The 20,845-nt window shown below is 66.2% G+C and carries 15 protein-coding genes and 1 pseudogene; 6 read left to right on the plus strand and 10 right to left on the minus strand.

Going from position 1 to position 20,845, the window contains the following annotated elements; translation table 11 throughout:
* Position 1: 1 nt before the first annotated feature.
* From ACVJ5M_RS40455 to ACVJ5M_RS40470, 4 genes and pseudogenes are all read right to left on the minus strand, one after another.
* Positions 2 to 1,079 (minus strand): annotated as a pseudogene (locus ACVJ5M_RS40455) (sensor histidine kinase).
* A complete protein-coding gene (locus tag ACVJ5M_RS40460) occupies positions 1,066 to 1,758 on the minus strand; it encodes a response regulator transcription factor (protein WP_063985457.1) in 693 nt (230 codons plus the stop codon). The pseudogene ACVJ5M_RS40455 and the gene ACVJ5M_RS40460 overlap by 14 nt, the downstream one beginning before the upstream one ends.
* 100 nt (positions 1,759 to 1,858) lie before the next feature.
* On the minus strand, positions 1,859 to 2,440 hold the full coding sequence (locus ACVJ5M_RS40465; RefSeq protein WP_354099894.1) for a hypothetical protein: 582 nt from the start codon (positions 2,438 to 2,440) through the stop codon (positions 1,859 to 1,861).
* A gap of 340 nt (positions 2,441 to 2,780) precedes the next feature.
* Positions 2,781 to 5,117 carry a Tex family protein gene (locus tag ACVJ5M_RS40470; protein ID WP_231143621.1) on the minus strand — a complete coding sequence of 779 codons (2,337 nt, stop codon included), beginning with the start codon at positions 5,115 to 5,117 and terminating at the stop codon, positions 2,781 to 2,783.
* Positions 5,118 to 5,363: 246 nt separating this feature from the next.
* Here ACVJ5M_RS40470 and atzD point away from each other — a divergent pair, with 246 nt between their 5' ends.
* Positions 5,364 to 6,470: a cyanuric acid amidohydrolase gene (gene atzD, locus ACVJ5M_RS40475; RefSeq protein ID WP_166081270.1), complete on the plus strand. Its 1,107-nt coding sequence runs from the start codon at positions 5,364 to 5,366 to the stop codon at positions 6,468 to 6,470.
* A gap of 112 nt (positions 6,471 to 6,582) precedes the next feature.
* Positions 6,583 to 8,052, plus strand: a complete 1,470-nt coding sequence (locus ACVJ5M_RS40480) for an amidase (protein WP_014492253.1) — start codon at positions 6,583 to 6,585, stop codon at positions 8,050 to 8,052.
* Positions 8,053 to 8,090: 38 nt separating this feature from the next.
* Here ACVJ5M_RS40480 and ACVJ5M_RS40485 read toward each other — a convergent pair whose 3' ends face one another.
* The gene (locus ACVJ5M_RS40485) at positions 8,091 to 8,408 is read right to left on the minus strand and encodes a hypothetical protein (RefSeq protein WP_028151536.1); all 318 of its coding nucleotides are present in this window, start codon (positions 8,406 to 8,408) and stop codon (positions 8,091 to 8,093) included.
* Between the two features lie 161 nt (positions 8,409 to 8,569).
* Between ACVJ5M_RS40485 and ACVJ5M_RS40490 the strand changes: the two genes are divergently transcribed.
* Positions 8,570 to 9,478, plus strand: a complete 909-nt coding sequence (locus ACVJ5M_RS40490) for a PaaI family thioesterase (RefSeq protein WP_063985461.1) — start codon at positions 8,570 to 8,572, stop codon at positions 9,476 to 9,478.
* Positions 9,479 to 9,546: 68 nt separating this feature from the next.
* Positions 9,547 to 9,912, plus strand: a complete 366-nt coding sequence (locus ACVJ5M_RS40495) for a hypothetical protein (RefSeq protein ID WP_038942774.1) — start codon at positions 9,547 to 9,549, stop codon at positions 9,910 to 9,912.
* Here ACVJ5M_RS40495 and poxB read toward each other — a convergent pair.
* From poxB to ACVJ5M_RS40510, 3 genes are all read right to left on the minus strand, one after another.
* A complete protein-coding gene (poxB, locus tag ACVJ5M_RS40500; protein ID WP_063986686.1) occupies positions 9,909 to 11,645 on the minus strand; it encodes a ubiquinone-dependent pyruvate dehydrogenase in 1,737 nt (578 codons plus the stop codon). The genes ACVJ5M_RS40495 and poxB overlap by 4 nt on opposite strands.
* A gap of 80 nt (positions 11,646 to 11,725) precedes the next feature.
* Complete coding sequence (locus ACVJ5M_RS40505) at positions 11,726 to 12,358, minus strand: 2-dehydro-3-deoxy-6-phosphogalactonate aldolase (protein WP_063985462.1); 633 nt, start codon at positions 12,356 to 12,358, stop codon at positions 11,726 to 11,728.
* 13 nt (positions 12,359 to 12,371) lie between these two features.
* Positions 12,372 to 13,286, minus strand: a complete 915-nt coding sequence (locus tag ACVJ5M_RS40510) for a 2-dehydro-3-deoxygalactonokinase (protein ID WP_063985463.1) — start codon at positions 13,284 to 13,286, stop codon at positions 12,372 to 12,374.
* Between the two features lie 240 nt (positions 13,287 to 13,526).
* Here ACVJ5M_RS40510 and ACVJ5M_RS40515 point away from each other — a divergent pair, with 240 nt between their 5' ends.
* Both ACVJ5M_RS40515 and ACVJ5M_RS40520 read left to right on the plus strand, forming a co-directional pair.
* On the plus strand, positions 13,527 to 14,624 hold the full coding sequence (locus tag ACVJ5M_RS40515; protein WP_063985464.1) for an LLM class flavin-dependent oxidoreductase: 1,098 nt from the start codon (positions 13,527 to 13,529) through the stop codon (positions 14,622 to 14,624).
* Positions 14,625 to 14,681: 57 nt separating this feature from the next.
* Positions 14,682 to 15,236 (plus strand): flavin reductase family protein, encoded by a 555-nt coding sequence (locus ACVJ5M_RS40520; protein ID WP_187387815.1) that lies wholly within the window; start codon positions 14,682 to 14,684, stop codon positions 15,234 to 15,236.
* Between the two features lie 206 nt (positions 15,237 to 15,442).
* Here ACVJ5M_RS40520 and ACVJ5M_RS40525 read toward each other — a convergent pair whose 3' ends face one another.
* Together ACVJ5M_RS40525 and ACVJ5M_RS40530 are read right to left on the minus strand one after the other, a co-directional pair.
* The gene (locus ACVJ5M_RS40525) at positions 15,443 to 17,296 is read right to left on the minus strand and encodes a sigma-54-dependent Fis family transcriptional regulator (RefSeq protein ID WP_063985465.1); all 1,854 of its coding nucleotides are present in this window, start codon (positions 17,294 to 17,296) and stop codon (positions 15,443 to 15,445) included.
* A gap of 95 nt (positions 17,297 to 17,391) precedes the next feature.
* Positions 17,392 to 20,694, minus strand: a complete 3,303-nt coding sequence (locus tag ACVJ5M_RS40530) for a carboxyl transferase domain-containing protein (RefSeq protein ID WP_456679612.1) — start codon at positions 20,692 to 20,694, stop codon at positions 17,392 to 17,394.
* Positions 20,695 to 20,845 lie beyond the last annotated feature (151 nt).

Below are 20,845 nucleotides of genomic sequence, written 5' to 3' on the forward strand. Positions count from 1 at the left end.
CCTATCGCGCTGGTGTCGCCGGGAAGCTGAGCCGGACCGTGAGGCCCGGCGCATTGTCGTGCAGTGCAATCTCGGCGCCATGGAGACCGGCAACGGCCGCGACCAGGCTCAAGCCCAGACCGTTGCCCGGCGTGTAACGACTCTGTTCGAGCCGGTAGAAGCGCTTGAACACGTGATCGCGCTCTTCGGTGGGAATGCCCGGACCATCGTCGGCGATCGCGATCACCGCTCCGCCGCCGGCACTGCGACAGGTCACGGTGACCTGCCCGCCCGCGCGGCCGTGCTTGATCGCGTTGTCGACGAGATTGGCGATGGCGTCGAACAGCAGGTCGCGGTCCCCCGTAATCGCAACCTCGCGGTCGCCCTCAAGGCTGAGGCGGGTCGCGACCTGCTCGGCCGCGGCGTCGTAGAGCTCGACGACCTCGCCGGCAATCTCGGTGAGGCTCAGCGTGCGAAACGCGCTCCGGCGGGCGCGGGTCTCGATCTCCGAGATCCGGGTGATGGAAGCGAACATGCCGAGCACGGCGTCGAGATCGGCGATGGTATCGCCAATCAGCGTCGCATCGGCCTCGCCATTGCGCGGGGTGTGATAGGCCTTTTCCAGCCGGCCGCGCATGCGTGTCAGCGGCGTGCGCAGATCGTGGGCGACGTTGTCGCTGACCTGCTTGACCTCGCCCATCAGCGTCTCGATGCGGTCGAGCATCTGGTTGAGATTTTCGGCGACGCGGTTCCCACTCGTCGTGACTGCCGCGCAAGGGAATGCGCCGGTCGAGCCCCGACAGCATGATGGCGCGACTGGTCGCATTGATCTCCTCGATCCGTCCGACCGTGCGCCGCGTCACCAGCACGGCCGCGACCCCGGCCAGCACGGCCAGCAGCACGGCGACGGCGACCATCGCGAGCTCGATCATCGCGGTGAAGCCGCTGTGATCGCCGGCGTCGCCGACCCGGCCCTGCACATAGGCGATCGTGCCGAAATAGACATAGGCCATGATCGCCGCGACGATCAGGCCGAACGCCGCGATCGCGATCAGTGCCAGACGGAAGGTGGAGGAGCGGAGCGTCTTAGCCAGGAGCACGGATGCAATATCCGATGCCGCGGATCGTATGGATCAGCGGATAGGCCTGGGCATCGTCGACCTTGCGGCGGACCCGCCCGACATAGACGTCGATGATGTTGGTGGAGGGATCGAAGTGCAGATCCCAGACATGCTGGAGCAGCATCGCCCGGGAGACGACGCGGCCTTCGTTGCGGACGAGATATTCGAGCAGCTGGAACTCGCGCGGCAGCAGCGGAATTTTCCGGCCGCGCCGGCTGGCGTTGCGCGCGATCAGGTCGATGGCGAGATCGCCGACCCGCAGGATGGTTTCCTTGGCGACGGTCTCGCTGCGGCGGCCGAGCGCCTCGAGGCGCGCCAGCAGCTCGACGAAGGAGAACGGCTTGACGAGATAGTCATCGCCGCCGGCGCGCAAACCGCGCACGCGGTCGTCGACCTCGCCGAGCGCGGAGATGATCAGGAAGGGTGCGGCGATGCCGTCGTCGCGCAACTGGCGCATCACGGCGATGCCATCGATGTCGGGCAGCATGCGGTCGATGGTGATCACGGCATAGTCGCGGGCGACGCCGTGGCTCAGGGCTTCACGACCCGTCGCGGCAAGATCGACGTCGTAGCCCGAGGTGGTGAGCTCCTCGACGAGCTGGCCTGCGGTTTCCGGATCGTCCTCGACGACCAGAATGCGGCGGTGACCTCCGGTCATGCAAAACTCCGCGCGACGATCGCCACCAGACTATCCCGTTCCGGGGCTGAGCGGAACCGCCCGGTGGCGATCGCGACAATGGTGCGGTACCGCGATGCGACTACCAATAGTCTCCGCACACATTGACCCATTGCCATCCATAGGGCGTCAAGCTCCTGCGCCAGCAACCATCGTCGTAATAGTTGGCATAGTTGGCATAGAAGAACGGCGCGCCGACGAAAGCGAACCGGTTGAAGCGGTGACGGTGGAAGAAGGCATGGCGGCCAATGAACGGCCTGCCGTGCCAGCCCGGGCCAGCAAACCGCGGGCCGAAAGCGGCGCGGGTCGCTAATGGTGCACCGGCAAAGCGCGGCCCGATGGCGGCGCGGGCATTCATTGGCGAGCCGACGAAGCGGGCGCCACCGAAACGAGCACCGCCGATGCCGCCAAATCGCATGCCGCCGCCACCCATACCGCCGACGTGCATACCGCCGCCGAAGCCACCCGCATGCATTCCGCCGCCACCGAAGTGTCCACCACCGCCAAAGCCGCCATGTCCGCCACCGCCGAAGCCGCCACCGCCGTGGCCTCCGCCACCGCCACCGCCGCCGCCGCCGCCGCCACGGGCAAGCACAGGTGAAGCGAGCGCCATCATTGCGGCGAGCGTCACCGCAGTGACGCCTTTGAGAAGCCTGTTGTCCATCGAAGCATCCTCCGTGCTGCGCGGCGATCTTTCTGCCGCGCGAGGAGGATCAGATGAGAGGAAGGGACAGGCACCTTCAACTTACAAACGCGCCAGATTCTGACGCAGGTGTTAGGGACGAACGCTCTTTCGCTCCCTCACCCCGTTCTGACGGGGAGAGGGTGGGGTGAGAGGCTGCGTCCCGCCGAGGCGATCTAAAAAGTGATCGCAACGCTTGTCCCGTGCACCGTCAAGTTACGAGCCGGAGAGACCTTTGATCTGGTCAGCCGCATGCCTTGCCTCACCCGGATCGCTAGCGCGATCCGACCTCTCCCCGCAAGAGCGGGGAGAGGTTAAAGTATCACGCCCGCTTGCCGCCGTTCTTCTCGGCCGCCCGGCGCATGGCCTCCGCGAGGGCACCGCCGCCGGAGGATTCCTGGTTGCGCGGGGCCGACGACGTCATGCGCGCGGGGTTTCGCGAGCTGTTGTCCCGCTGCATGCCGGGCGCATCCTTCTTGGCGCCGACCTCGTCGTCGAGGCGCAATGTCAGCGAGATGCGCTTGCGGGCGACTTCGAAGTCCAGCACTTTCACCTTGACGATGTCGCCGGGCTTCACCACCTCGCGCGGATCCTTGATGTAGTTCCTGGACATCGCCGAGATGTGAACCAGGCCGTCCTGATGCACGCCGATATCGACGAAGGCGCCGAAGGCGGCAACGTTGGTCACGGTCCCCTCGAGGATCATGCCTTTCTGGAGATGCTTGATCTCCTCGACGCCCTCCTTGAACACCGCGGCCTTGAACGCCGGACGCGGGTCGCGGCCGGGCTTCTCGAGCTCGCGCAGGATGTCGGTGACGGTCGGCAGACCAAAGGTCTCGTCGACGAAATCCTTCGGCTTCAATGTGCGGACGATCTCGCTGCTGCCGATCAGCGCCTTGATGTCGCTCTTGGTGGCGCTGAGAATCCGGCGCACAACGGGATAGGCTTCCGGATGCACGCCGGAGGCGTCGAGCGGATCTTCGCCGCCGAGGATGCGCAGGAAGCCGGCACACTGCTCGAACGCCTTCGGCCCGAGCCGCGGCACGTCCTTGAGCGCCTTGCGCGACTTGAACGGGCCGTTGGCGTCGCGGTGTGCCACGATGCTCGAGGCAAGGCCGGAGCCGACGCCCGACACGCGGGCCAGCAGCGGCGCCGAGGCGGTGTTGACGTCGACGCCGACCGCGTTCACGCAGTCTTCGACCACGGCATCGAGCGATTTGGCGAGCTTGGCCTGGCCGAGGTCGTGCTGATACTGGCCGACGCCGATTGCCTTGGGCTCGATCTTGACGAGCTCGGCGAGCGGATCCTGGAGCCGCCGCGCGATCGAGACCGCGCCGCGCAGGGTGACGTCGAGACCCGGCAACTCCTCCGAGGCGAAGGCCGAGGCCGAATAGACCGACGCGCCGGCTTCCGACACCACGATCTTGGTCATCTTCAGCTCGGCCAGGCCCTTGACGAGATCGCCTGCGAGCTTGTCGGTCTCGCGCGAGGCGGTGCCGTTGCCGATCGCGATCAGCTCGACGCGATGCTTCAGCGCAAGCTTGCCGATGATCGCAAGCGCCTCGTTCCACTGCCGCTGCGGCTCGTGCGGATAGATCACGGCGGTATCGACCACCTTGCCGGTCGCGTCGGTGACGGCGACCTTGACGCCGGTGCGGTAGCCGGGATCGAGCCCCATGGTGACGCGGGTGCCGGCGGGTGCCGCGAGCAGCAGGTCGCGCAAATTGGAGGCGAACACGCGCACGGCCTCGGTCTCGGCGGCGTTCCACAGCCGCATGCGCAGGTCGATGTTGAGATGCACCTGGATCTTGGTGCGCCAGGCCCAGCGCACGGTGTCGATCAGCCAGCGGTCGCCGGCGCGCTTGAGGTCGGCGATGCCGAACCGCTTCATGATCTTCAATTCATAAGCGCTCGGCACGCCCGGCGGCGACGCTTCGGCTTCGGCCTGGATCTGGAGATCGAGGACCTCTTCCTTCTCGCCGCGGAACATCGCGAGGATGCGGTGCGACGGGAGCTTCGTCAGCGGCTCGGAGAACTCGAAATAATCGGCGAACTTCTCGCCCTCGGTCTTCTTGCCGTCGCGCACCTTGGAGGCCATGCGCGCGTTGGTCCACACCTCCTCGCGCAAAGCACCGATCAGGTCGGCGTCCTCGTCGAAGCGCTCGACCAGGATGGCGCGGGCGCCATCGAGCGCGGCAGCGGCATCGGCCACGCCCTTCTCGGCGTTGATGAAGGTTTCGGCCACGACCTTCGGATCGTTGCCCGGCTCCGCCATCAGCTGATTGGCGAGCGGCTCGAGCCCGGCTTCCTTGGCGATCTCGGCCTTGGTGCGGCGCTTCGGCTTGAACGGCAGGTAGATGTCTTCGAGGCGCGCCTTGCTGTCGGCGGCGAGAATGGAGGCTTCGAGCGCGGCATCGAGCTTGCCCTGCTCGCGGACCGATTCGAGGATCGCCTTGCGGCGGTCTTCGAGCTCGCGCAAATAGCCCAGGCGCTCCTCCAGGGTGCGCAATTGCGCGTCGTCGAGCGCACCGGTCGCTTCCTTGCGGTAGCGGGCGATGAAGGGAACCGTGGCGCCGCCGTCGAGCAACGTCACCGTCGCCTCGACCTGCTCCGCCCGTACCCCAAGCTCCTGCGCAATTTTCTGGTTGATATTTGCCACGCGAGAATCCCTCTATCAAGCACGCGACGCGGGGGCGAACCACCGGCAGCGGGACGCCGCTTATGGACCAACCGAGGTTGATTCATCAAGGTGCGGCGCGCAACCGTCGACAGAGGATTTTTTTGTTGAACCGGATGCGATCTCGCCACATTCGTGGGTGCCTGCGCCCTGCTTGTGCCTTGACATGCGCGTCCGTTCCACGGCTGGTTCATCCGCCGGACCACCGAACTCCACACGAGGACTGCAATGCGGACAGCATCGGTCGGCGTCTTCAGGGTCGCCACCACCGGCCCCGGCGACGTCTCCGGCCTCATGGCCATGATCGGCTCCGGCGCGATCGACCCGACAACGATTTTGGCCATCCTCGGCAAGACCGAAGGCAATGGCGGCGTCAACGATTTTACGCGGGAATATGCCGTTGCTGCGTTGTGCACCGCGCTGGCGCCAGAACTCGGCCTTTCGCCAGAGGCGGTCGAGCAGCGCATCGCCTTCGTGATGTCGGGTGGCACCGAAGGCGTCCTCAGCCCGCATATCACGGTGTTCACGCGGCGCGAGGCTGAGCGCCCGGCAGGCATGTCCGGCAAGCGCTTGAGCATCGGCATGGCGCACACGCGGGACTTCCTCCCCGAAGAGATCGGCCGCTCCGCACAGATCGTGGAAACGGCCAAGGCGGTGACTGCCGCGATGGCGGATGCCAGCATCACCGATCCCGCCGACGTCCATTTCGTGCAGATCAAATGCCCGCTGCTTACCAGCGACCGCGTCGAAGCGGCAAACGCGCGCGGCAACACGACGGCCACGACCAGCGCCTACAGCTCGATGGCCTATTCGCGCGGCGCCTCCGCGCTTGGGGTCGCGGTCGCGCTCGGCGAGATCGCTTCCGATATCAGCGACGACGACGTGCTGCGGCGCTACGATCTGTTCTCGTCGGTTGCGTCCACCTCGTCAGGGATCGAGCTGATGCACAACGTCATCATCGTGCTCGGCAACTCGGCGTCTTCAGCGAGCGAGTTCGAGATCGGCCACGCCGTGATGAACGATGCGATCGATGTCCCGGCGGTGGTTTCGGCGCTGAAAAGCGTTGGCCTTGGCGTCGCGCCGCTAGCCACCGAGGGCCGCGAGCTCGTCAATATCTTCGCCAAGGCCGAGGCCTCGCCTGATGGCAGAGTGCGCGGCTTCCGCCACACCATGCTGGAGGATACCGACATCAGCTCGACGCGCCATGCCCGCGCAGCCGTCGGCGGCCTGATCGCCGGCCTCGCCGGCACCGGCGCGGTCTATGTCTCCGGCGGTGCCGAGCATCAGGGGCCGGCGGGCGGCGGCCCGGTTGCGGTGATCGCACGGCTGTCTTAATGACGCTGCGACCTCTCCGCCCGGCGCAACCCTGCCCTTCGCGCCGGCTCAGTTGATTCACGCGGGCCCTTGCGAAAAAGGTGACGCCGCTACCCACGGGGATTTGGACTTCATGACTTTGCCGATGAGCTGGAACGAATGGGCGCAGCACGATGGCGTCGGACTGGCGGCGCGCGTCCGCAAGGGCGAGCTGACGGCGAAGGAGCTGGCGCGCCAGGCGGCTGCGGGCGTCGCCAAGGTCAATCCGGCACTGTCGGGCGTGGTCGAGCTGTTCGAGGACGTGATCGCCGATCCGGCCAAGGACGGCGCCAATCTTGCCGGCCCGTTCGCCGGCCTGCCCTTCCTGATGAAGGACCTCGGACCGACCATGAAGGGCCGGCTGCAGGAGATGGGCTCGCTGCTGATGCGCGGCAATCGCGCCGCGGCCGATACGTTTCTCACCGGTAAATTCCGTCAGGCAGGCCTCAACCTGATCGGACGCACGACGACGCCGGAATTCGGCGTGTGCAGCTCGGCCGACAATCCCGCCGTCTACGTGACGCGCAATCCCTGGAATACCGACTACACCACCTGCGGCTCGTCCGCGGGCAGCGCGGCGATGGTCGCGGCCGGCGTCGTCCCGATCGCGCATGCGACCGACGGCGGCGGCTCGATCCGCATTCCCGCCGGCGTCAACGGCAATATCGGTTTGAAAGTATCGCGCGGCGTGTTCTCGCTCGCGCCGCACATGTCCGATCTCACCGGCCTCGTCTCGATCCAGGGCTGTCAATCGCGCTCGGTGCGCGACACCGCTGCCTTCGTCGATCATGCCCGTGGACCTGCGCCCGGCGAGTTCATGCCATTCTGGACGACGGCGCAGCCCTATTCCGAGATGATCAAGCGCGACCCGTCAAAGCTTCGCATCGCGCTGTCGCACACCTGGGGCGACTACACCGCAACGCCGGAGATCGCCGCCGAGCTGGAGAAAACCGGCCGCTTCCTCGAAGGCCTCGGCCATCACGTCGAATACGCGCTGCCCGAACTCGACTTCCGCGCCGCGTTCGCGGCGCAGACCACCTGCTACATCAGCAATTTTGCCGTGGTGATCTCCAACATGCTCGCCGCACGCGGGCTGGAAAAGCCGCCGGAAGATCTGATCGAGCCCATGAACATCAGGATCTGGGAAGCCGGTCGGCACACGAGCTTCGCCGAGCGGGCGAAGATGCAAGGCGTGTTCAACACCACGTCACGTGGCTTCGGCGCGTTCTTCGAGCAGTGGGACGTGATCCTGACGCCGATCACCGCGTTGCCGACGCCGAAGGTCGGCACCAGGGAATATCTCACCATCTCCGACAACCCTGACGTCCTCGACTGGTTCGGCAATCTCTGGCGCTTCTTCGCCTTTACGCCGCTGGCCAATCTCTGCGGCATGCCGGCGATCTCGATGCCGATGGCAGAGCAAGACCACGGCCTGCCGCTCGGCATCCAGGCCATCGCCAAGCAGGCCAATGACGGCCTGCTCCTGCAACTCGCCGCCCAGATCGAGCGCGCTCTCGACGGCAAGTGGAACGGCGGCAAGAAGCCGAAGGTGCATGTGGGCTGAGAGATTGCGATCGCATTCACAAGCGATCGCCCGCGATCTCAATTCTTCACCGTCGGGATCACCTCCGCCGGCTGTTGCTGCCCCTGCCTGTACATTGCCAGCGCCTTGTCGAGCGCCTCGCGCAGCGCCAGCGCTGCGGCCACGCTGCAACGCAAGTGCGCGGTCTGGACCACGTCGACCCTGACGGCGGCCCCGACCGGCATCAGCAGGTTCGCGGCGAGCTCGATCTGGATCGCGCCGTTGTGGTGTCCGAAGCAGGATGCGCCGTCGAAATAGATGATCGGTGCCCGTTCCGAGCTGGAGCTCGAAATGGTCACGGGCCCCTGATTGGTGGCGGGTGTTTCGGGGTCGGCCATGGGCACTCCTTGGGGCTAGTCGACGGACGAAGCGCCCACCATCGTTGCTTCGGCACACCATGTCGAGGCCAAACCGGCCCAGACAGACCTGCCTGCGGACCTGCTTGATGAGCCCCTTTCGGGGTTTTGCGCGGCGAGCGACACTGGTCTAGAACGTCGTCATGTCCACTTCACCCACCACGCTGCCGTTCGAAGAACTCGCCGAGGCGATCAAGGGCCGCCGCTCCGACTACGGCCATATCAGCGGGCTCCAGCTCGACCGCTTCGCCCCCGCCGAGGCCTGGTCCAGCCTGCCCTATCGTCCGGTCTTCGTCGGCGACACCGAGACCGGCGTGCTGCATGGCGGCGTCGTCACCGCGATGCTGGACGAGAGCTGCGGCATGGCGGTGCAACTTGCGCTCGACGGCACGCGCGCGATCGCAACCCTGGATCTGCGCATCGATTATCAGAAGCCGGCAACGCCGGGCCTCGACATCAAGGCGCATTCGGTCTGCTACCGCACCACGCGCTCGATCGCCTTCGTGCGCTCCACCGCCTATCAGGACTCCGAGGACGATCCGGTCGCAACCGCGACCGCCTGCTTCATGATCGGCGCCAACCGCACCAACATGCTCGCGGACCGTAGGATGGATTCGCGCAGCATCCCGACGCTGGAGGCGCCCGACGATCCGGACGGCCCGTTCGCCAACAGCCCGTTCGCGCGCTGCCTCGGCATTCGCGTCAATGACGACGGCACGCTGACGATGCCGTTCTCGCCGCAGATCATCGGCAATCCGATCCTGCCCGCGATCCATGGCGGCATGACCGGTGCCTTCCTCGAGACCTCCGCGATCCTCGGCGTGAGGCGCGAGCTCGGCATCGCGGCGCTGCCCAAGCCGATCGGACTCACCGTCAACTATCTGCGTTCCGGACGTGCCCTCGATACCGTCGCCAATGTCTCGATCGTGAAACAGGGCCGGCGTATCGTCGCCTTCGAGGCGCGGGCCTGGCAGGACGATGCGAACAAGCCGATCGCTACCGCTTTCGGCCATTTCATGCTGCGGCCAACGCCCGGAAGTGACGAGGAATAGGCGTATTTTCCCTTGACGACCGGAGTTCCGGCCACAACGATAGCGCGGTTCCTGCGAGAGGTATTGGATTGCGGCATCCGCTCGACATCATCGCCATGTTCGCCGCGCTCTGGCTGCTGGCGTCGATGGTGCTCGACGCGCTGACGCCGAAGGAGCTGACCGCGGTGATGATCGGCATCGCGATCGGGCCCGCCATCGTCATCACCGCCGTGTTCTACTATTTGCGCTGCCCGCGCACCGATTTCGCGGTGATGTTCGCAGCGCTCTGGCTGATCTCCGATATCGCCATTGCATTCATCTCGCCGACGCAGCTGCCGTATTTCCTGATCGCACTCGGCTTCGTGCCGGCCCTGCTGATCGGCATCGTGCTGCACTGGCAGCGCTTCCAGCACCGCCACGAGCGGCTGCCCGCGCCTTCGGTGAAGCGCGGCTAGCGCGGCAACAGGTTGGTCTTCGCGAGATCGAGCACCTCATCGCCACGCCCGTTCATCACCGCGCGCAGCACCCAGAGGCTGAAACCCTTGATCTGCTCGGGCGTGATGGTCGGCGGCATCGACAGCTCCTGCTTCGCCGTGACGACGTCGAGCAGCGCGGGTCCGTCATGGGCGAGCATCTCCTTCACGGCGCCCGGAAGCTCACCGGGGTCCTCGACGCGTTTGGCGAAAATGCCCATCGCGCGCGCCATCGCCGCGAAATCGGGATTCTCAAGATCGACATTGGTGTCGACGAACCCGGCCGCCTTCATCTCCAGCGCAACGAAGCCGAGCACGCCGTTGTTGAAGACGACGATTTTCACCGGCAGCTTCATCTGGGTCAGCGTGATCAGGTCACCCATCAGCATGGTGAAGCCGCCGTCGCCGGAGAGCGAGATGATCTGGCGGCCGGGCTGCGAGGCCTGCGCGCCGATCGCCTGCGGCATCGCGTTGGCCATCGAGCCATGCACGAACGAGCCGATCAGCCGGCGGCGGCCGTTCATGTCGAGATAGCGCGCGGCCCACACCGTGGGCGTACCGACATCGGCGGTGAAGACGGCGTCATCAGAGGCATGGTCGCTGATGACTTTTGCCAGATATTGCGGATGGATCGGCTTGCTGCCCGGTGTCCCCTTCGCAAGCGAGTCGAGCCCTTCGCGCGCTTTCTTGTAATGCGCGATGGCGTCGTCGAGATGCCTCCGCTGCGTCTTGGTCTTGAGCAGCGGCAGCAACGCCTCGATGGTCAGCTTGACGTCGCCGACGAGGCCGAGATCGATCTTGCAGCGCCGTCCCAGATTTTCCGGGCGGATGTCGATCTGCGCGACCTGCGCATCGGTGGGGAAGAACTGCTTGTAAGGGAAATCGGTGCCGAGCATCACCAGCGCGTCGCAGGCGTGCATGGCGGCATAGCCTGAGGAGAAACCGATGAAGCCGGTCATGCCGACGTCGTAGGGGTTATCGTACTCGACATGCTCCTTGCCGCCGAGCGCATGCACGATCGGGCTCTTCAGCGCTTCTGCCAGCTGCATCAGCGGCGCGTGCGCACCCGCACAGCCGCGGCCGCAGAACAGGGTGATGCGCTCGGCGCTGTTCAGGAGGTCCGCGAGCGCCTTCAGCTCGTCGGCCTGCGGCACGACCTTCGGCGCCGACAGCGCGAGCCCGCGCGTCATCGATAGCGCGCGCTTGGGCGGGCTGCGGAACGCGACATCGCCGGGCATGGCGATCACGGCAACGCCGCGCAGGCCCACGGCCGCGCGGATCGCGTTCTCCAGCACGAAAGGAAGCTGGCTCGGGTCCGAGACCAGCTCGCAATAATGGCTGCATTCCCGAAACAGGTTTTGCGGATGGGTTTCCTGGAAATAGCCGCCGCCGATCTCCGCCGAGGGGATCTGCGCGGCGATCGCGAGCACGGGAACACGGCTGCGATGCGCGTCGAACAGCCCGTTGATCAGATGCAGATTGCCCGGGCCGCAGGAGCCTGCGCACACCGCAAGGCTTCCGGTCATCTCGGCTTCGCCGGCAGCCGCGAAGGCCGCCACCTCCTCGTGGCGGACATGAATCCATTCGATGGTGCCGCGGCGGCGCAGCGCCTCGGTGAGACCGTTCAGACTGTCGCCGACGATGCCGTAGATGCGCTTGACGCCGGCCTGCTCGAGCGTTGCCACGAACAGATCGGCTACGTTGTTGATCGCCATGTCGGTCTCCTGATCTCGCTGGTGCAGCAAGATAGGATAAAGCGCGGCTATGACGGGATCACGGCTTGTTTATTTCTGGGTCAGTCTTTCACAATCGCCCGATCATAGGCCGCGATTGTCACCTTTGCGCGAGCGGCGACATCGGCGGCCGTCATGCCGGGCTTGTAGAGGCTGGAGCCGAGCCCGAACGCGGTCACGCCGCCCTTCATGTACTCGGCAAAATTCTGGTCGGAGACGCCGCCGACGGCGGCGATCATCACGCCCGCCGGCAGCACGGCGCGGATCGCGGCAATACCGGACGCACCGAGCACGCTGGCCGGAAAGAATTTCAGGCCCGATGCTCCGGAGCGCGCCGCGAGCAGCGCCTCGGTCGGCGAGAACACGCCCGGCAACGTCACCATGGCGTACTGGTGTGCACGCGTGAGCACCTGCGTATCCACATTCGGCGAAACCATCAACTTGCCGCCGACGTCATTGAGACGATCGACATCTGCGGCGGTCAGCACCGTGCCGGCGCCGATCAGGACGCTGGCCGGCGCGAGCTTCGCGGCAGTCGCGATCGAGCGGAACGGCTCCGGCGAATTCAGGGGAATCTCGATCGCGGTCATGCCGGCCTCGATCAGCACGCCGACGATCGCCTCGGTCTCCTCGGGCTTCACGCCACGCAGGATCGCGACCAGCGGCCGCTTCATCGGCGGAAAGGGAACGCTCATCTCAAGATTCCTCTCATTTCGTCCAGATCGCGGCAGCAGCCATCGACAGGCCGCGGCGAACGGCTTCATCGGCATCGATCGGCTGCACGGTGACCGACAGCGCATCGAAGGCGAGCCGGTACAGCATCGCGAGCCGCCCGGAGGCAATCAGCGTGATGCCCGCTTTCGGCACCGTGCCGGAGAGCCCTGCCGCCAGCTCGACGCCGATCAACGTGCCCGACAGCGTCTCGCGCGCGGCGGCCGGCGTGCCGCCGAACAGGAGCTGCCGCGACCGCGCAGTGAACAGAAGGTTGGCCGCAAAGGCCGGCGCTTCATACGCGGCTTTCACGGCCGCCTTGAAGCTCGCAACATCCTCGGCATCATCGGCACCGGCGACCGCGAGCGACAAGATCGTCTCGCGCGAGACCACGCTGAAGAGCTCGCCGGTCATGAAGGTGGAGAAATGCGCGACCGTGCCGTCCTTCACGCGCACCCATTTCGAATGCGTGCCGGGCATGCAGACCAGCGCTTCGCCTGCGGCCTCGAGGCCGAGTGCGCCGAGCAGCTGCGTCTCCTCGCCGCGCATCACGTCCGGCGCCCTGGTATCGCGCTGCGCGATCCCGGGCAGGATGCGAATATCGCGCGTCTCGCCGGGCACAAGCGCGGCCTGCTTCAGCACGGCAGAGAGCGGCGCAGGCGTGTCAACATAGCCGGCCTCGACCCAGCCGGTCTTGGCGCCGGCCATACCGCAGACAAGCACCGGCAGCTGGGCCGGGGCCTCGACAGCCTTGAGATGCGACTGCAGCACACCGGCAAAGCCGGCCTTGGCCGCGGCCAGCATGCCCTCATCGCTGCGACGTTCAGCCAGCAGCTGGCCGGCACGGTCGATCAGCCAGAGGCGGAAGCTACTGGTGCCCCAGTCCACCGCGACATAGGCGGGTTCGGTCATCTCAACGGGTATCCTTGGTCTCACCGGCAAGACGCCGTCTCGCGACAATGAGACGGACGCCCGCAAATCCGCCCCGGGATATCGGCTATTGCCGCCTCAAACCAGCGATTTTTCGCGGATCTGAGGCGCTCGCCGCGCTGGCACACGGCTTGCGATGCGGTGGCACACCGCTTGCTAAAGCTGTCCTGTTCAAGTCCGGGAACGCGCAACAAGACGCGTCAACATCAGATGAGGAAACCCATGGAGATCGGCTATTTCACGATGCCTTCGCATCCGCCGGAGTGCGGCCTGAAGGAAGGAAACGACTGGGACCTGCAAGTCATGCGCTGGCTCGACGAGCTCGGCTATCAGGAGGCCTGGGTCGGCGAGCACCACACCGCACCCTGGGAACCCAATCCCACGCCGGACCTCCTGATCGCGCAGGCGCTGATGCAGACCAAGAATATTCGCATCGGGCCGGGCGGCTTCCTGCTGCCCTATCACCACCCGGCGGAGCTCGCCAACCGCGTCGCGATGCTCGATCATCTCTCCGAGGGCCGGCTCAATTTCGGTGTCGCCGCTAGCGGCCTGCCGAGCGACTGGGCGATGTTCAACGTCGACGGCATGAGCGGGCAGAACCGCGACATGACCCGCGAGGCGCTGGAGATCATCCTGAAGCTTTGGTCCGATCCCGCGCCCTTCACCTACAAGGGCAAGTTCTGGACGGTGACCAAGCCGGACACGATGTTCGACTTCCTCAAGCCCCACATCAAGCCGCTCCAGGCCCCGCATCCGCCGATCGGCGTTGCCGGGCTCTCGAAGAACTCGGACACGCTGAAGCTCGCCGGCGAGCGCGGCTTCATCCCGATGAGCCTCAACCTCAATCCGGCCTATGTCGGCAGCCATTGGGATTCGGTCGAGATCGGCGCCGCCAAGACCGGCCGCAAGCCGAACCGCGCGGATTGGCGCCTCGTACGTGAGGTGTTCGTCGCCGACACCGACGAGGAGGCCTGGAAGCTCTCGACCGGCGACATGATGGGCCGGATGATGGGAGAGTACTTCCTGCCCCTGCTCGGCCATTTCGGCTTCAAGGACTATTTGAAGCACGCGCCCGACGTGCCCGATAGCGACGTCACCGTCGAATATTGCGCCAAGCGGAACTGGATCGTCGGCTCGCCCGCAACCGTCGCCGAAAAGATCGAGAAGATCTACGACGAGGTCGGCGGCTTCGGCGTGCTGCTGGTGTTCGGCTTCGACTACAAGCACAAGCCGGAGGCCTGGCGCCATTCGCTCTCGCTGCTCAGCAAAGAGGTGATGCCGCGCCTGAAGCATCTCGGCTCCGCGAAGAAGGCCGCTTGACGCGCGGCGGGTGCGGCGCAATCGTGTCGCACCCGCCCCCGTTTCGGAGATTTCGGCGTGAGCGTCGACGCAAAGGATTTCAAACTTGCAATGCGCCAATGCGCCGGCGCGGTTGCGCTGGTCACGGTTGGCGCCGAGCACGGCAAGCGCACCGGGCTGACGGTGACATCAGCCTGCTCGCTATCGGACAATCCGCCGTCCCTGATCGTCTGCGTCAACCGCAACGCCAGCGCACATGCGCGAATCCGCGAGGAAGGCGCCTTCGCGATCAACTTCTTGCACGAGGACCATGCCCTGCTCGCGCTCACCTTCAGCGGCCAGAAGGGCGTCAACGGCGACGACCGATTTGCCTTCGGGCAGTGGACGCGCGGCACAACCGGCGCGCCGGTGCTGACGGATGCGGTCGCCGCATTCGACTGCGTGCTGGCGCAGGAGTTCGAGACCAAGACGCATTCGATCTTCGTCGGCGAGGTGCGCGGCGTCTCGCATTCCGACGAGGCCGCGCCGCTGGTGTATCTGCGTAGCAGCTTCCACGTTCCTCACGAGATCCGCGGCACCGTTTCAGTCGGCGACCTCGATTCCCGGCATCTGAGCTGGAGCGATTTTTCGTAAGAGCGCGCCCTAGTCTCGGTGCCCCTTCCTTCTCCCCTTGCGGGAGAAGGTGGCGCGACGCGCCGGATGAGGGGTATCTTTCCGCGCACGCAAATGGCGAGGTGAATCCGCGGAGGCAGACCCCTCACCCGTCTCGCCGCTACGCGGCGATCCACCCTCTCCCACAAGGGGAGGGGGGAAGAAAGAACGCCGCATGCGACTGAACGCTACTGCGCCGTCTCGATCTTCAGCTGCTTGATCTTGCGATACAGCGTGGCACGACTGAGCTTCAGCGCCCGCGCCGCCTCTGTGACGCGGCCACCATGCTTGCGTAGCGCCTCGACAATCGTCGCCCGTTCTGCCGCCACCAGATCCGGCTCCGTCCTCCCACCGAACGGAGGCAGATCGAGATCGGCGTCCATGATGACGCCGTCCTCGGCCGTGCAGCCGGCAAGCCGCAGCACGTGGCGGAGCTGGCGCATGTTGCCGGGATAGGGATAGGCCGAGAGCAACGCCCAGGCCTCCTCCGACAGGCGGCAATCCGGCGCCTCCTCGCGCGCGATCTGGCGGATGATATCGTCTCTGTCGGCGCGCTCGCGCAACGCCGGCAGTCGCACCTCCATGCCGCGCAGGCGGAAGTAGAGATCGGCGCGGAAGGCGCCCTCCTCCGCCATGCGGCTGAGATCGCGATGGGTCGCGCTGATCAGGCGGATGTCGACCGGCACCGGCTTGAGCGCGCCGAGCGGCCAGACCTCGCGGTTTTCGAGCACGCGCAACAGGCGCGTCTGCAGCGCGATCGGCATGTCGCCGATCTCGTCGAGGAACAGCGTGCCGCCGTCGGCCTGCACGATCAGACCCTTAGAGCCGTCGCGGCGCGCGCCGGTGAAGGCGCCGGCCTCATAGCCGAACAGCTCGGCGTCGATCAGGCTCTCCGGCATCGCCGCACAGTTCAGCGCGACATAACGGTTGCGGGCGCGGTTGCTCGCCGCATGAATCGCGCGCGCGAACACGTCCTTGCCGACGCCGGTCTCGCCATGCAGCAGCACCGGCAGATTGTGGTCGCCGATGCTCCGCAGCCGTTTGACGCTCTTGATCAGGCCAGGATCGCGACCTGCGAGCCGATGCAGCGAATCGAAACGATCGACCGGAACGTCACGACGCAGAGTGGACGGCCTCGCCCGCAGCGGCGGCGCGACATGTCCCTGCCCGAGCGCGCTGCCGTCGGCGCGGCGCAGCTCGACGACCTCGTCCGCACCACGCGCAGCATGATGATCGAACTTGATATAGCGCGACAGATCGATGCCCGATGCGATCAAGCCGTCTGTGAGGCCCAGCAGCGCGCGCGCCGAACGGCAGGCGCCGACGATGCGGCGATCGTCGTCATAGGCGAGCAGGCCGCTGCCGCCGTCGCCCGGCACGGTGGCGATCCAGGCGTTGCGGAAATAGCCGCGGAAGATCGCGCCCTCCATCCGCCGCGTCGCCTCCATCGTCACCGCGAGCGCGAGCTGATGCGCGGCGCGTTCGAGATCCTCGCGGCACGAGGTGATGTTCACGGCACCGGCGAGCCGGCCGGCCTGATCGAACAACGGCGCCACGGCGCAGGAGAACATGTGCCACTGCGCGCGGAAATGCTCGTCGCGATGCACCAGGATGGGCTTCTCTTCGGCAAGCGCGGTGCCGAGCCCGTTGGTGCCCTCGAAGGTCTCGGCGAAATTCGAGCCGGTGTAGATCTTCCAGTCCAAGAACATCTTTGCGTCGGCTTCCCCCGGCAGGCGGCTGAACAGCATGGTCGCGTTCGTATCAGCCAGATTGACGCAGTAGCCGGCCTCGCGCAGCACCCGGGCGAGATCGTCGAGCTCGGGCATCGCGAGCCGGATCGTCTCCTCCATCGGTTCGGCGACGTGCCGGATCTCGGCCTCGGTCAGCGTCTGCGGCGGGCCCTGGCGCGCGGGATCGAGCTTGTGGCTGATTACGCAGCGCCGCCAGGAATTGGCGATCCGCGACGAGGCATCGACGTCGGCCACGTGGTTGGCGACGGACAAGACACGGGCGACATGGTTCGAGGCCGAAAGGCTGGCCATCGCGGACGTCTCCACCCTGCATTATTGTGCAAAGTCTGGCAGCACAGGCGGGGATGTCAATCGGGAACCGGGACGCAGCTATTGCTGCACTGCGCTCACCACGTATCGATGCAGGGTCGCTTCTTCTTCGTCCTCGCGGGCGGCCTCGGCACCGAGCGCACGCCCGCCATGATCCAGCGCCGCGTCTCGGCGGGGTCGATGACGTTGTCGATCTCGAACACCGAGGCGATCGAGACCGCCTTGCCGTTGGCATAGAGCTCGGCGACCTTGTTCCGATAATAGGTCTCGCGCTCCTCGGGGTCGGCGATCGCCTCCATCTCCTTGCGGAAGCCGAGGCGGACATACCCCTCCAGGCCCATGCCGCCGAATTCGCCGGTCGGCCAGGCCGCGGTGAAGAGGGAGGCGTGGAAGCCGCCGCCGATCATCGACTGCGCGCCGAGACCATAGCCCTTGCGCAGCACGATGCCGAACAGCGGTACGGTAAGGCTCGCACCTGTCACGAACATGCGCGAGACGTGGCGCACGATCGCGGTCTTCTCGGCCTCCGGGCCGACCATGAAGCCGGGCGTATCGCAGAGCGAGACGATCGGCAGATCGAAGGCATCGCAGAGCTGGAGGAAGCGCGCGGCCTTGTCGCCGGCGTCGGCATCGATCGCGCCGCCGAGATGGCGTGGATTGTTGGCGATCAGACCGAACGGCTTGCCCTCGATGCGGATCAGCGCGGTGATCATGCCGACGCCGTAGTCGCGGCGCAGCTCCAACACGGAATCCTTGTCGGCGACGAGATCGATCACGCTGCGGATGTCATAGACGCGCAGGCGGTTCTCCGGGATCGCACGACGAAGCAGGCGCTGGTCGGCCGCTTGCCACTCCGTCACCGCGCCCTGGAAATAGGACAGGTATTTTTGCGCCACCCGCGTCGCCTCCTCCTCGTCCTCGACGAGGATGTCGATCACGCCGTTCGGTGACTGGAAGGAGACCGGGCCGACCTCGGCCGGGTGATAGACGCCGAGACCGCCGCCTTCGATCATCGCCGGACCGCCCATGCCGATCGAGGCGTTCCTGGTGGCAATGATGACGTCGCAGCAGCCGAGCATCGCGGCGTTGCCGGCGAAGCAATAGCCGGAGACCACGCCGATAACCGGCACGAGGCCGGAGAGCCTTGCGAACTGGACGAAGGACGGGCCGTCGAGGCCGGTCATACCGAGCCGGTCGGTGTCGCCGGGCCGGCCGCCGCCGCCTTCGGCATAGAACACCAGCGGCACGCGCCAGTCTTCCGCAAGCGTCAGCATGCGGTCGATCTTCTTGTGGTTCATGTGGCCCTGTGTGCCCGCGAGCACGGTGTAGTCATAGGCCACGACGATGCAGCGGCCGCCCTCGGCGCCGAACTTGTCGGCATTCACCGTCGCAACACCCATCACGAGGCCGTCGGCCGGTGTGCTCTTGATGAGATCGTCGAGCTTACGGCGGCGCCGCTGCGCTGCAATCGCAAGGCTGCCATATTCCATGAACGAGCCGTCGTCGACGAGCTGCGCGACGTTCTCGCGCGCGGTGCGCTGGTTGGTGTTGCGGCGGCGCTCGACCGAGGCCGGTCGGTTGGCATCGAGCGTATTGGCCTGGCGCGCGATCATCTCGGCAAGATCAGGGCGGATGTGGTCGAGATCGACATCGGCTTCCGCTGCCGACGCATCGGCCGCGACGTCGAGCGGCTCCAGATACATGATCGGTTCGCCATGCATCAGGGTAACGCCATCGGCGGCCACGAGCTTCATGACGCGGCCGCCCTGCTCGGCCATGACCAGATGCTCCATCTTCATGGATTCGATCACGGCGAGCTGCTGGCCCGGGCGCACGATCTCGCCTTCCTTCACCTGAATGGTGACGATGGTTCCCTGCAAGGGCGCTGCGACCATCACCGCGCCTTCGGGCACGATCTGCACGACGTGCGTCTCGGCGCCATGGCCGCTTCGCTCGGTCGCGGCAAAATAGAGCGGCTTTGCCGCGCCATCGGCCGCCTCGACCAACTTTGCGATGTTGCGATCGATGAAATCGGTCGCAATGCGGTTGGTCCTGAAATCGGGATGTGCGAGCACGGCCTGGAGGAAGGCGATGTTAGTGACGACACCGTCGATCCTGAACTCGCGCAAGGCGCGCGAGGCTTTTGCCACGACGTCGTGCCAGGCTTCGCCCGGCGTGTGCACGATGACCTTGGCCAGCAGGGAGTCGAACGCCGCGCTGGTTTTATAGCTGGCATAACCAAAACTATCGACGCGGACGCCGGGCCCCGACGGCGGCTCGAACACGGCGAGCACGCCGCCGGTCGGATGCGTCGCCCCCAGCTCGTCCAGCGTCTCCATGTTGACGCGGAGCTGCATGGCGTAGCCGCGCGGCTTTGGGATGGAGCCCTGTGCCAAACCAAGGGAGGCCAATGTTGCGCCGGCGGCGACCGCAAGCTGGGCCCGGACGAGGTCGAGACCGAGCACTTCCTCCGTCACGGTGTGCTCGACCTGAAGCCGCGGATTGGCCTCGATGAACGCAAAGCTGTCCTCGGCCGTGCCGTCGACCAGGAACTCGAAGGTGCCGAGATTGTCGTAAGCCGCCGCGGTCGCGAGCTGCCTCGCAGCCTCGATGATGCGGCCGCGCAAGGCGTCGCTGAGCGACGGGCTCGGCGCCACCTCGATCAGCTTCTGGTGCCTGCGCTGGATGGTGCATTCGCGCTCCCAGAGATGGGAGATCGCGCCATGGCGATCGCCGATGATCTGCACCTCGATGTGGCGGGCCTGGCGGATCAGGCGCTCGGCATAGACGCCGTCGAAGCCGAACGCCGCCTTGGCCTCGGATTGGCAGCGCGCATAAGCTGCCGCGAGATCGGCGGCATTCTCCACGACACGCATGCCGCGGCCGCCGCCACCGGCCATCGCCTTGATCACGATCGCCGCGCCCTTGCCGAGGGATTCGAAGAATGCCGTGATCTCCTCCAGCGACGAAGGCCCGCTGGTGCCGGCGATGATCGGCACGCCGCAACGCTTCGCCAGTTGCCGCGCCGCGACCTTGTCGCCGAACAGTTCAAGCGCGGCCGGCTTCGGCCCGACGAAGGCGATGCCCGCATCCGCGCAAGCCTTGGCGAACGCGGCGTTCTCGCTGAGGAAGCCATAACCGGGATGCACCGCGTCGCAGCCGGCGCTCTTCGCCGCCTTCACCACCGCTTCGATATCGAGATAGGTCCGTGCGCCGCGGCCGGGGATTTCGACCGCCTCGTCGGCAACACGCGCGTGCAGCGACAGCGCGTCATCGGCCGGATGGATCGCGACCGTCGCGATGCCGGCATCGGCCGCCGCGCGCGCGATGCGGATGGCGATCTCGCCACGGTTGGCGATCAGGAGTTTCTTGAACGACATGCGGCGTCTCCATGCCCGCGGGCCGAGGCGCGGGTCGGCAGGTTCGATGATCCTGCTTCTTCACTTTAACCGCAGCCGTCAAGGGCGGGAAAGCCGGTCGCGGTGACCGGTCCCGCGGGCCGGAATATCAATTGCCCGCGCGCGCCGTGAC

This window comes from Bradyrhizobium sp. S3.7.6 (assembly GCF_054061875.1).